Raw genomic sequence first — 11,485 nt, 5'->3', positions numbered from 1 at the left:
AGGAGGCCTTGACGGGTGAACCAGGAAATCTTAGACCGTCTGGGAGTCATTACAGACGAGGAACGGGAAATGATCAATGGGCGGACGGAAATTGACCGCAACCGGTATACCGAGGGGCAGGACCTTATCATTGACAGCAAAAAGATGCTGGAGCACGGAAAGATGATCTCCATCAGGCCCCATACCAGGTTTGTCCATTTCCCTAAGCACAAGCATAATTACATTGAAGTGATCTATATGTGCAAGGGGGAAACAGTCCATATTATTGACGGGGAAACGGTGGTTTTAAAAACAGGGGAGCTGCTGTTTTTAAACCAGCATGCCACCCAGGAGATCCTTCCGGCAGGAGAGGCGGACATTGGGGTAAACTTCATTATTCTGCCGGAATTTTTTGACACTGCTTTTGAAATGATGGGAGAAGAGGAAAACCTTCTGGGGGATTTCCTGGTAGGCTGCCTTTGTTTTGATCCCCGTTACGCCAGCTACCTCCATTTCCAGGTAGCAGATGTGCTGCCGGTACAGAATCTGGTGGAAAACATGGTTTGGACCCTTTTAAGCAACCAGCCTAATAAAAGGAGCATCAACCAGATCACCATGGGGCTTTTGTTCCTCCAGCTCATGCATTATACGGATAAGATCAGCCATACTCCGGAAAGCTTTGAACAGAAGCTGATCTTTCAGGTCCTCACTTACATTGACGAAAATTATAAGGAGGGGGAGCTGACTGACCTTGCGGCTCTGCTTAATTACAATATTTACTGGCTGAGCCGGACTATAAAGAGACTGACCGGGCGGACCTATAAGGAGCTTTTGCAGGTGAAGCGGCTGAATCAGGCTTCTTTCCTTCTTTTAAATACCAGGCTTTCTGTTGCGGACATTTCCATTGCAGTGGGCTATGATAATACCAGCTATTTCCACCGGATCTTCCGGAACTATTACGGAATGTCCCCAAAGGAATACAGGGATTCGGTTTCTTAAGCAGAGGTAAGGGAAGAATACGGAAGGTGAAGAGAGAAGGGGGCTCTAAAATTGCGAAAGTCAGTTCGTGCCTGGAAAGAATAAATGTGTAGTGACTTTACGTTTGGCATATGGTATAATATTTTCATTAAATTTAGGAGGGCTGGGTATGACTGATAGTGAAAAATTGGAGCTTTTATTACAGGCGGTAACTAATATTAAGTCTGACATGCAGGAGGTCAAGGCTGACATGCAGGGGGTCAAGGCTGACATGCAGGGGGTCAAGGCTGACATGCAGGGGGTCAAGTCTGACATGCAGGGGGTCAAGTCTGACATGCAGGAGGTCAAGTCTGACATGCAGGAGGTCAAGTCTGACATGCAGGAGGTTAAGACTGACATAGCAATTTTAAAAAAGAAAGTATCCGTAATTGAACTAACACTTGAAAACGAAATCAGCCATAACATTATGGTCATTGCAGAAGGTCATTTAGATTTAAATCGTAAACTCGATGAAGCCATACATCTTACCAGTGATATTAAGGCGAAACAGGAAATTCAGGATTTATACATCAAAAGGCACGATAATAAACTGAGAGCCAAAGAAATCTCATAGTCAACCGGTAAAACAAAATATATTATACTGCATATAAAGCGTAAAGTCTGGCAGGGCATTACGCTTTTCTTGCATATCTTTGCATTAATTCCTGTGCCGAAATCAAATCAGGGAGTCTGATTTCCTTTATAAAGGAGATTGGGAAATCCTTCCAGAGGGAAAGGAAGGATTTCCTGTTATTCCAGCTAGGTTTAATTCAAAGCAGCATATCTTTTGACAATGCAGAGCTTTGTGGAAAATACGATATGGACCCTATTATTTGTTTTTGATTTTAAAAGTCCCGTGAATCAAATCGATTTCAACCACAGTGCCGTCTGCAAATGCAGTCCGCTGCCGGAAAGGATCATCTTCTATGAATTCATGGGACAGCATTTCACACATAGCCACCTTTTCGTGAAGGGAAGCAACAACGCCGCAGCGGGCAGCCATTTCTTCCTCTGAAAGGATTTGATGGCCGCCAAAGGAGCCGTCGATGTTTTCATAAGCCCCATCCCGGATAAAATAGGGTGCGCCGCCGTTTAAGAGGGCATAGAGCATGAAATCCTCTTTTTCATATTTTTCCATCATCCAGGGGATGATCAGGCAGTCATGGTATACTAAGTTAAAGAGAGGCACCCCCATCCCCTGGCGCTCAGCTCCCGGCTCGTGCATCATAAAGGAATAGGGAGCGTAATGACAGAACACAAGGCTCCTTACGGACCAGTCCGTCACTTCTTCAGAGCTTGGAAGGATCCCCTGGGAAATCAGGTATTCAAAGCAGAGACTTCGGTAGTCCAGGCATTCCTTCCGGTTGATCCGGTGCCATGGGTGGTCGCATTCGTCAGGCTCGTTGCAGGTGAACACATCCAAGTAGGCACAGTCTAATTCCACTCCGTTTTTCCTGATTTCAGTAAAATTCCTTTTTACATAATAGGGAGCCTGGGTGGCGCACAAATAGGTTTGTGGCCCGCCTGCCCAGTTGGCATGCTCCGTAAGGGTCTTGTCAGGCTTTTGGGCTGCAAAATTCTGGTCAAAGGTTTTTGCCCTGCGGTAATAATCCCGGTACTGGTCGTGGATGCCAAAGGAGTAACCATACTTGTGCATGGTATCCGCAAGCTCTTTCATCTTTTCCCAGCCCCCAGCCTCTTCGCAGGCGGGGAGGTAGTCCGGATGCTGGTTGTCATAGCCTGGCTCCGCCCATCCATCCAGATGGAGGTACAGCTTTTTAAGGCCTAAATCCTTGCCGAAATGATGGACCTCACCGGTTCTTTTCTCAAAGCTGTATACATGGTTGTTTTTGTCCGGGTTTTCCGGGTCAAAGAAGCGGGAGTCCGGCATAACCAGGGTCTTGATCCCCTTATGGATGAAAGAAGCGCCCACCAGCTTGTGAACAGGAGCTTTGGCGGCCTTTTCCTTCAGGGAACAGAAGGTGCCCTGCTCTTTTACATAGCTTCTGTAATGCTTGCAGATGTCATTGTAATCGCAGTCTGATAAAAAGGAATACCGCATGGTCCTGCGGCCGTTCATTTTCCCCAGGCTTGGCAGCCATTTGATGCCGGTGTGGGTATAGGGACCATTTACCGGATGCTCCGCATAATAGGCGGCATCCCAGGGCTGTTCACAAATAGCCAGGTAGCTTTCCCCATCTTTTACCTGGCTAAACCAGGGCATGTAAGAGCCGGCCGTGCACATCATACCGTCAAAGGGCAGTTTTTCCAGGGGTGTTTCCCAGGTGTTTGGTATGAGCAGCCCCTGCTGGATGTTCAAAAGAGTATACCACCGGTCGCTTTTCGTTTCAAACTCCATGTATCCGGGCCAGTATATTTCTGAAACCGGGATGCTGCTTTCTGTCAGGGGGATCCATTCAAAATGGATGTCCTCTGTGGCATATTCCATCCATGAAACCGTTTCAAAGGCCAGTTCAAGATCCCTGCCGTCTAACTGAAAGCCCTGGTAATGGCTGATGATCCCTTCTCCTGCCCCTGTTTTCCACTGGCTATGGGTGATGGAAGCGGCGTCCTGGAAATAGACGGTCTGTCCGCCGGTCACAAGGCGGGGCCTATACTCTTTGTCCCATTTCCAAAGCGCATTCCCATGCTTTATAGAAAACAGGAGGGAGCTTTCCTCAAAGCTCAAGGCGGTTTGATTGATTATAATGTCTTGCATTGTCCATCCTCCACTGATTTGATGGTTCTAATATAGCACTTTTTTGGAAAAAAGCCTTATGGTATCATCACAGAATCTTGTCAAATCATCCGGTCCTCCACCCTCTTTTTCTTGCTGGCATTTGTGATCTCATTGGAATATTTTTTGACGGAATTAAAATACTCCAGGGGAGACATTCCGGTTGTCTTTTTAAACTGTTTGGAAAAATACTGCAGGGAGCTGTAGGATAAGTAATACGCGATCTCCGTAAAATTCATGTTGCCATCCCGCATGATCTCCTTGGAACGCTCGATTTTCATTAAATTAAAATAGTCAATGGCCCCGCAGTTTTTTTCTTTGTGAAACAGGGAATGGAGGGTGGAGCGGCTTATGGAGAATTCATCGCAAATGGCTTTTATGGAAAGGTGTTCACAGATGTGGAATTCCATAAACTGAATGATCTGCTCCAAATGGGTGGAATTGGAGGAAAGGGCCATTTGCTCGGTCAGAACCCCATGAATGGGCCCGCTGTCCACTTCAAAATGATTCCGTTTTACATGGATCAGGAAAATCTGCAGGTACAAAAGGATGAGCTGGGCAGCTCCAAAGGCAGGGGAAGATGCCAGTTCCACCTTTTCCACGGAAGGGATGTGAAGGGGAGTGGAAAAGGCCTGCCTTGCTTCAGCGATGATCCTGGAAATGAGGAAACGCTCCTCCTGATTTAAGGAACAGGATTTCTCATCAAAAGATCTCATGCTTTCGCTGGTGCAGCGGAACGAGACGGCCACCAGGTTGGGTGCCTTATTCCCCATGGCCTTCAGGGCATGAAATTCATTTGGCTTGTGAAAGATCACATCTCCTGCCTTTAAGTGGTAGATGGACTGGTTTGCCTGTACGGTGATCTCCCCTTTATCCACATAAAGAAACTCCCAGAAATCATGGGCTTCTCCTGAAAATACGAAATCCTTCATATATTCAAAGTAGTGGACGGTTATGATCTCCCGGATATCAAATTCTATATTTAACGGTGTGCTGCAATATGCCATTTGGAATACCTCCTTTGGCTTTTATGGTAGCATGAAATGAACCGGCTGGCAAGATTGGATAATTTGATAACAAGACAGGACAATCTTGCAATTCAAACTCATGGAATAAGAGTATAATAGAGAAAAATAATTATTGGGCCAACGGAGGCGTTCATGGATTCATATGAATGCCTCTTTTTGTATTTTTTGGTAAAATCCGTTGAAATCACCGTAATAAGGGAACACTATTTAAAAAGATTTGTGCACAATAACGGAAAAAACAACGAATTTGGCAATGAGTCCGGATAATAGTATAAGCATATCATTCCAGTTCATTATATAATGATAAAAAAAGAACCATGATAAGAAGGGACGATTATATGAAAAGAATTACAGTTGCCATTGCAGGCCTGGGAAGCAGAGGCAAGGATACTTACGCAACCGTTGCAAAGCTGCTTCCTGAAAAGATGGAGATCACTGCCATTGCGGATATTGAGGAATCAAAGGTAGAAGAGGTGGCCAGAGAATACGGAGTACCGAAGGAGCGGTGTTTTTCCAGTGCGGAGGAGATGTTAAAACAGGAAAAGCTTGCCGATGTGATGTTTATTGCCACACAGGACAGACAGCATGTGGGCCACGCCCTTCCTGCTCTTGAAAAGGGATACGATCTTTTGCTGGAAAAGCCTGTTTCACCGGATTTAGACGAATGCAGGGAACTTTTAAAGTCTGCCAGTGAGAAAGGACGGAAAATAGTTGTCTGTCATGTGCTGCGCTATACGCCCTTTTACACAAAGGTAAAAGAGCTTATTGATTCCGGAGTGATCGGCGATGTGGTCACTGTCATGGGAATTGAGAATGTAGGCTACTGGCATCAGGCCCACAGCTTTGTCAGGGGAAACTGGAGAAACTCAGAAATCACCAGCCCCATGATTCTTCAAAAGTGCTGTCATGATATGGACCTTTTGTTGTGGCTGACCGGAAAGACCTGTGATTCCGTGAATTCCTTTGGAAGCACCTATTTATTCAAAGAGGAAAAAGCGCCGGAGGGCGCCGCAAAGCGCTGCTTAGATGGCTGTAAGGCCAAGGAAGAATGCCCCTTTGATGCGGAAAAAATCTACATAACCAATGAAAAGACCGGCATCGCCCATGGCAAGTCAGACTGGCCCTGCAACGTGCTCACCCTTCATCCTACGGAAGAATCCATTATGGAAGCCATAAAGACCGGGCCCTATGGAAGGTGCGTGTATCATTGCGATAATAATGTAGTGGATCATCAGGTAGTGAATTTAAATATGACAGACGGTTCTACCATCAGCTTTACCATGACAGGCTGCACAGAGGAAAATTCCAGATACGCCAAATTCATGGGAACAAAGGGAGAGATTGAAGCCAGCCTTCATTCCAATCTCATCATTGTAAGGCCTTTTGGAAAGGAAAAGGAAATCATAGACGTTTCCAAATTGTCTGATGATTTTTCCGGCCATGCAGGCGGCGACAACCGGATGGTGGAGCAGTTTATTGATATGGTCAGGGAAGGAACCCAGCCCAGTCATTCCATGACCACATTGGAAAAATCCCTGGAGAGCCATTATATAGCCCTGGCAGCGGAGCAGTCCAGAGTTTCAGGGGGAAAGCTGGTTCAATTAAAGGATATTCGTTAAATGAAAGGTTGAAAGAAAACCATCTTCAATCTTGGTTCATTGTATACAAAATATCAATAAAAAAAGGAGAGAGCAAATTATGAAGAAAACAAAAGGAATGAAAGTGCTGGCAATGGGAATGGCCCTTGCCATGGCTGCAATGAGCCTTACCGCATGCAGCGGAGGCGGCAAAGCTTCCAAAGGAGGTCCTACAACACTGAGCTTTGGAATATGGGATGAAAAGCAGCGCCCGGTCATGGAGGCTATGGCTCAGGCCTATGAGAAAACCCATGAAAATGTAAAGATTGAGATCCAGCTTACACCTTATAAGGGAGGCGAATACTGGACCAAGCTGGAGGCAGCGGCAACAGGAGGAACAGCGCCTGATGTATTCTGGCTCAATGTACTTCATGCAGAGGATTATTATGACGGAGGAATCCTTCTGGACTTAAATGATTATTTGAAGAAATCAGATTTAGACCTTGAAAAGAATTTCCCGGAAGCTCTTGTAAAAGCTTATAATTTTGAGGATAAGCAGATTGCAGTACCAAAGGATTTTGATACCAATGCCCTGTGGTATAACAAAGAGACTTTTGATAAGGCAGGGGTGGCTTATCCTACCGATGACTGGACTTATGATGATCTTGTGAAAGCATGCAAGGATTTAAAGGCAGCAGGTCTTGACTCCGGAGCGTATCCTTTTGCCTGCCCCATCGATTTCCAGACCTGGTATTACCCAACAGTATATGCTAACGGCGGCTGGATCTTAAATGCCGACAAAACAGAGACCGGCTATGCAGATCCCAAGACCCAGGAAGGCATCCAGTGCTGGATCGACCTGATTAATGAGGGCTATTCCCCATCAGCAGCCGCATTGTCAGAGACAACTGCCGATGCAATGTTTGAAGGCGGCCAGATAGCAATGGTTTTAGCAGGCTCCTATATGACACCTGAGTATACTGCTAATGACGCCATCAACACCAAGATCAATCTGGTGGAATTCCCGTCATTTAACGGAGTTGAGCCGAACATCATAAACGGACTTGGCTATGCAGTATTTTCAGGAAGTAAAAACAAGGACGCTGCAGCAGACTTTGCATTATGGCTGGGCGGTGAAGAAGCCATGAAGATCCAGGGAGAGAGCGGAGTTGTTATTTCCGCACGGAATGACGCTCAGAAGTATTTTGCCGAGTCCAACAAGGATTTGAACCTGGCTGCCTACACCAATCATTCCGGTGAAGCAAATCCCCTTCCTGTGTGCAAATCCGTGGCAGAGATCTATGATATAGAATTAGAGGCCTTAAAGGCAGCTTATTCCGGCGAGAAGCCTTTAGCAGATGTATGCAGCCAGCTTAAGACTGACGCAGATGCGATTCTGGCAAAAAATAAGAAGTAGGTGTATGAAATGCAGGGTACGACAAAAAAGAAAATAGCAAAGCGGCAATGGAAAGAATGGGGAGAGGGGTATTTATTCATAGCGCCCCTGTTGTTTGGAATCTTGGTGTTTTATATTTTTCCCTTTATCCAGAACTTCTGGTTCAGCTTTAATGAAGTGAATAAATTCAACGTAGCCACCTTTTATGGCCTTAACAACTATCTGGAAATGTGTAAGGATAAAGAACTGTGGAAGGCTCTTGGCAATACACTTCTCTACGTCGGGGTCACTGTGCCCTTGGGCCTTACGTTATCCTTGTTTGTAGCGGCCCTGCTCAATACAAAAATCAAGGGAACTTCTTTTTACAGGACCATCTATTTCCTGCCCTCTGTTACCATGTCGGCCGCAGTGGCGATGGTCTGGAAATGGATCTATAATGAGCAGTACGGCCTTTTAAATGCAGCAATGAAGGCGTTGGAGTTTTCTCCCCACGGCTGGATTACGGACCCAAAGACAGCCCTGTTCATGATTATGATCGTTGGAATATGGGGAACCGTAGGCTATAACATGATCATACTTTTAGCAGGCATGCAGGGGATATCAAGGTCCTATTATGAGGCGGCGTCTGTGGATGGAGCAAGCGGCATTCACCAGTTCTTTAAGATCACCCTCCCCATGCTGTCACCGACTATATTTTTCGTTTTGATCACCTCCATCATCAGCGGTTTTCAGGTGTTTGATACCATTTATATGATGGTCGGAAAAGCAAATACGGCTTATCGCAGCACTCAGACCCTGGTCATGATGTTCTACCGCAATGCCTTTGATTATGGACATAAGGGCTATGCGGCAGCCATATCCATTTTGATCTTTTCTATTATCATGCTGGTAACGGTGATTCAGATGATAGGACAGAAAAAATGGGTCAATTACGACTAAAGGAGGTAACCGATGAAGAGAACGAGCAGTCGAAAAAAGCTATTGATCCATCTGATTCTCATTGCAGGAATCGGTATTACCGTGCTTCCGTTTCTTTGGATGCTGTTTACCTCATTTAAAACAAAGGGAGAATCCATGGCGATCCCGCCTACGATTCTTCCGGAACGGTTTGTTACAGAGGCCTATCATAACGTTCTGACCGCCCTTCCCTTTGGAAGGATCTATATGAACACCGTATTTTCCACGGTCATAACGGTTGCAGGGCAGGTGGTGATCTGTACCCTGGCAGCGTATTCCTTTGCCAGGATCAAATTTCCGGGAAGGGATATCCTGTTTTTGGTGGTACTTTCCGTCCTGATGGTACCGGGACAGATCTTTCTGGTTCCCCAGTACTTAATTGTGCAGAAGATCGGGCTTCTGGATACGCTGTTTGCGCTTTTTCTGCCTAATTTATTCAGTGCCTTTGGGACATTTATGATGCGGCAGTTTTTCTTATCACTCCCCGATGAGCTGGAGGAAGCGGCCATTCTTGACGGCTGCGGCAGATTCCAGATCCTGATGAGGATCATGGTTCCTCTGGTTAAATCAGGGATCGTGGCCCTTGTGATTTTCACGGCAAAGTTTGCCTGGAATGACTTTATGTGGCCATTGATCGTCAATACAACAACAACAAAAATGACCCTGGCTCCGGCCCTGTCCACCCTTCAGGGACAGCATACCAATGATTATCCTGCACAGATGGCAGGCGCAGTTCTGGCTGTCATCCCAATGGTTGTTTTGTTTTTTCTTTTCCAGAAGCAGTTCATTGAAGGAGTGGCCCATACCGGCGTAAAGGGCTAAAGAACCGGTATCCGGAAGTTTTTTAGAATATGAAGAGGGTTGTTTGAAACAGGGAAAGGAAAGCAGATTAAATCCGCTTTCCTTTTCTTTTCATGGAGCCATGAAAAGACCTTTAAAACGGAAAGTTTTCATAAAAGTTCTTCCTGAAGAAATTTCTATAGCGGAAATTATAAAGTAATAAACAAAAGAAACTTTGCATATACTTGGTAATATATGGTCGCTATAAAATATTTCTGTAAAGGAGAGAATCAATATGCCAAGAGGAGTAAGAAAGACATCGCTTGAAAAGCTTCAGGAAGAATTAAAAGAGGTCCAGGAAACGATCCAGCAATATAAGAATAGTATGGTAACTTTAGGTGAAAAAGAGAAAGAGATTCAGGATAAGATAAAGCTGGAACAATTTAAGGAAGTATCAACGATTTTGGACGAGCATGAGATGTCGATCATGGATTTAAAGGAATTACTTATTTCATCGAAAGCAGAGTAAAATGCTTCAATGACTGGAAAAGAGATATGCAAAATGGTATAGAATTGGTGTCAAGATAATAATCATGCGTCACGGGATACTGAAATTCAGTATTTCCGTGGCGTTTTATATTGTCTTTGATTATTGAGGTTTATCTTTGATGGGGTATAGATTAGAGTATCCTGTGACAAGACAGATGGAATGCAAAGGCAGGGCTTATTAGTAGATCATATAAACTTAATAAGGAGGTATAGGAAAGGAGCCAACACTATGAGAGCAAGAGCCATGAACACAGCAGCAGGAGAGAGCTGCCTGATGGATACGGAGGAATTAAGAGCCTAAGGTAATAGTGAGGCCGACCTAACGAATCGTTACCCCATGTACCTGAAAGTACGGGGTGAAGGGGTGACAAATTGATACCCCTTGTGGTTCGTACCGGTGGAGCTGACCGCAATTTTGCGTTGAGTGGGAGAGCAGGAGGTTTTCGTCATGAAGGAAGAAAAGGGTATTTTCCCCTCTCCGATTGCAGGGATCAAAAAAGACACCAAAACCACGAATTTCATGGATTAGATTAAGAAAAGGCAACAGAACCGTTGTGGCCTGCTACCTAAGGTACCTACATCCCGAATAGGTCCGCATGAGTGCCAGTGCGAACAAGATACAGTTCATCTTCATACAATTGGTAAATTAGAAGCCAGTCGGGTTGTATATGGCATTCCCTGTGACCAGAATAATTTCCAGACAAACCATGGTCTTTATTTTTCAGTGGCAAGGGTGCAGGAATTCTTAATGTGTCAATGGCTCTTGAAGTAAGGGAATATTCCAACCTCGTTTTATGCAAAGCTTATAATCTTTTTTAAATTTTGTCGAGGCATTAAGTTTGAGCATAGTTTTTATTCCTCCTCCAACATTGCCAGGAAATCAGCGGTTGAGCCAGGAAAGTGGTTCCCCTTACCAGTTCGCGCCATTTCTTCAACTTCTGCCATTGCCTCCATGGTTTCAGCATTGGGGGTAAATTCTGGATATACATTAACACCCGACATTTCACCAATGTTTTCCAGAATGTTAATGACAAATATCATTTTATCATCGGGTAATTTGTCAATCATGTTTTTTGCTATGTCCTGATAACTCATGGTAACACCTCCTCATAGTCTATATTTTGGTACCGTCTGGGAATTCGAATTCGGCCCGCCAGTTGCAGCCTAAAGCCTCTGCGATTCCTTCTAGTTCTTCTTTTGTGAGAGTGTTTCTCTTTACCTTCTGGTTGAAATTAGATGGTGTGGTGCCTAACTTTCGGGCCAGCTCAGATTGACTAATACCCTTGTAGGATAAGGCCATGTTTATTTTTTGTTCCATTGTCATATTATTATCACCTCTTAAGATCACTATATACCATTAGCTTTGTGATGTAAAGCAATTAATTGATGATATATGGATATAAGTAAAAACTATTTAGAAAAATGTTTGTAAATGCTTGGCAATACTTAGCAAATGCTGTATATG

General features: G+C 44.7%; 12 protein-coding genes and 1 pseudogene. 8 read left to right on the top strand and 5 right to left on the bottom strand.

Annotated features, from left to right (window positions below):
• Nucleotides 1-15: 15 nt before the first annotated feature.
• Together ACYVD3_RS10395 and ACYVD3_RS10390 are read left to right on the top strand one after the other, a co-directional pair.
• Nucleotides 16-978 carry an AraC family transcriptional regulator gene (locus ACYVD3_RS10395; RefSeq protein WP_460642443.1) on the top strand — a complete coding sequence of 321 codons (963 nt, stop codon included), beginning with the start codon at nt 16-18 and terminating at the stop codon, nt 976-978.
• Between the two features lie 148 nt (nt 979-1,126).
• Nucleotides 1,127-1,570: a hypothetical protein gene (locus ACYVD3_RS10390; RefSeq protein WP_460642442.1), complete on the top strand. Its 444-nt coding sequence runs from the start codon at nt 1,127-1,129 to the stop codon at nt 1,568-1,570.
• A 255-nt stretch (nt 1,571-1,825) separates the two neighbouring features.
• Here the strand turns inward: ACYVD3_RS10390 and ACYVD3_RS10385 are convergent, their stop codons facing one another.
• Together ACYVD3_RS10385 and ACYVD3_RS10380 are read right to left on the bottom strand one after the other, a co-directional pair.
• Nucleotides 1,826-3,715 carry a DUF5696 domain-containing protein gene (locus ACYVD3_RS10385; RefSeq protein ID WP_460642441.1) on the bottom strand — a complete coding sequence of 630 codons (1,890 nt, stop codon included), beginning with the start codon at nt 3,713-3,715 and terminating at the stop codon, nt 1,826-1,828.
• 80 nt (nt 3,716-3,795) lie between these two features.
• On the bottom strand, nt 3,796-4,740 hold the full coding sequence (locus ACYVD3_RS10380; RefSeq protein WP_460642440.1) for an AraC family transcriptional regulator: 945 nt from the start codon (nt 4,738-4,740) through the stop codon (nt 3,796-3,798).
• 359 nt (nt 4,741-5,099) lie between these two features.
• On the opposite strand from ACYVD3_RS10380, the gene ACYVD3_RS10375 reads away from it, so the two are divergent.
• The 6 genes from ACYVD3_RS10375 (at nt 5,100) to ACYVD3_RS10350 (ending at nt 10,000) form a co-directional block, all read left to right on the top strand.
• Nucleotides 5,100-6,380 (top strand): Gfo/Idh/MocA family protein, encoded by a 1,281-nt coding sequence (locus ACYVD3_RS10375; RefSeq protein WP_460642439.1) that lies wholly within the window; start codon nt 5,100-5,102, stop codon nt 6,378-6,380.
• A gap of 79 nt (nt 6,381-6,459) precedes the next feature.
• Complete coding sequence (locus ACYVD3_RS10370; protein ID WP_460642438.1) at nt 6,460-7,755, top strand: ABC transporter substrate-binding protein; 1,296 nt, start codon at nt 6,460-6,462, stop codon at nt 7,753-7,755.
• Nucleotides 7,756-7,764: 9 nt separating this feature from the next.
• Nucleotides 7,765-8,673, top strand: coding sequence for a carbohydrate ABC transporter permease (locus tag ACYVD3_RS10365; RefSeq protein ID WP_460642437.1), 909 nt, complete (start codon nt 7,765-7,767; stop codon nt 8,671-8,673).
• A 12-nt stretch (nt 8,674-8,685) separates the two neighbouring features.
• Nucleotides 8,686-9,513, top strand: a complete 828-nt coding sequence (locus ACYVD3_RS10360) for a carbohydrate ABC transporter permease (protein ID WP_460642436.1) — start codon at nt 8,686-8,688, stop codon at nt 9,511-9,513.
• 43 nt (nt 9,514-9,556) lie between these two features.
• On the top strand, nt 9,557-9,691 hold the full coding sequence (locus ACYVD3_RS10355; protein WP_460642435.1) for a hypothetical protein: 135 nt from the start codon (nt 9,557-9,559) through the stop codon (nt 9,689-9,691).
• 75 nt (nt 9,692-9,766) lie between these two features.
• Nucleotides 9,767-10,000, top strand: coding sequence for a hypothetical protein (locus ACYVD3_RS10350; RefSeq protein WP_460642434.1), 234 nt, complete (start codon nt 9,767-9,769; stop codon nt 9,998-10,000).
• Between the two features lie 595 nt (nt 10,001-10,595).
• On the opposite strand, the pseudogene ACYVD3_RS10345 reads toward ACYVD3_RS10350, so the two are convergent.
• The 3 genes and pseudogenes from ACYVD3_RS10345 to ACYVD3_RS10335 all read right to left on the bottom strand — a co-directional run bounded on the left by ACYVD3_RS10345 (nt 10,596) and on the right by ACYVD3_RS10335 (nt 11,344).
• Nucleotides 10,596-10,867 (bottom strand): annotated as a pseudogene (locus ACYVD3_RS10345) (type II toxin-antitoxin system YafQ family toxin).
• A 5-nt stretch (nt 10,868-10,872) separates the two neighbouring features.
• A complete protein-coding gene (locus ACYVD3_RS10340) occupies nt 10,873-11,115 on the bottom strand; it encodes a hypothetical protein (RefSeq protein ID WP_460642433.1) in 243 nt (80 codons plus the stop codon).
• A 19-nt stretch (nt 11,116-11,134) separates the two neighbouring features.
• A complete protein-coding gene (locus ACYVD3_RS10335; RefSeq protein ID WP_460642432.1) occupies nt 11,135-11,344 on the bottom strand; it encodes a helix-turn-helix domain-containing protein in 210 nt (69 codons plus the stop codon).
• Nucleotides 11,345-11,485 lie beyond the last annotated feature (141 nt).

It is taken from the genome of Lacrimispora brassicae (assembly GCF_054772055.1).
Note: the sequence above shows the minus strand (reverse complement) of the source record. Positions and strands in the feature narration are given on the sequence as shown.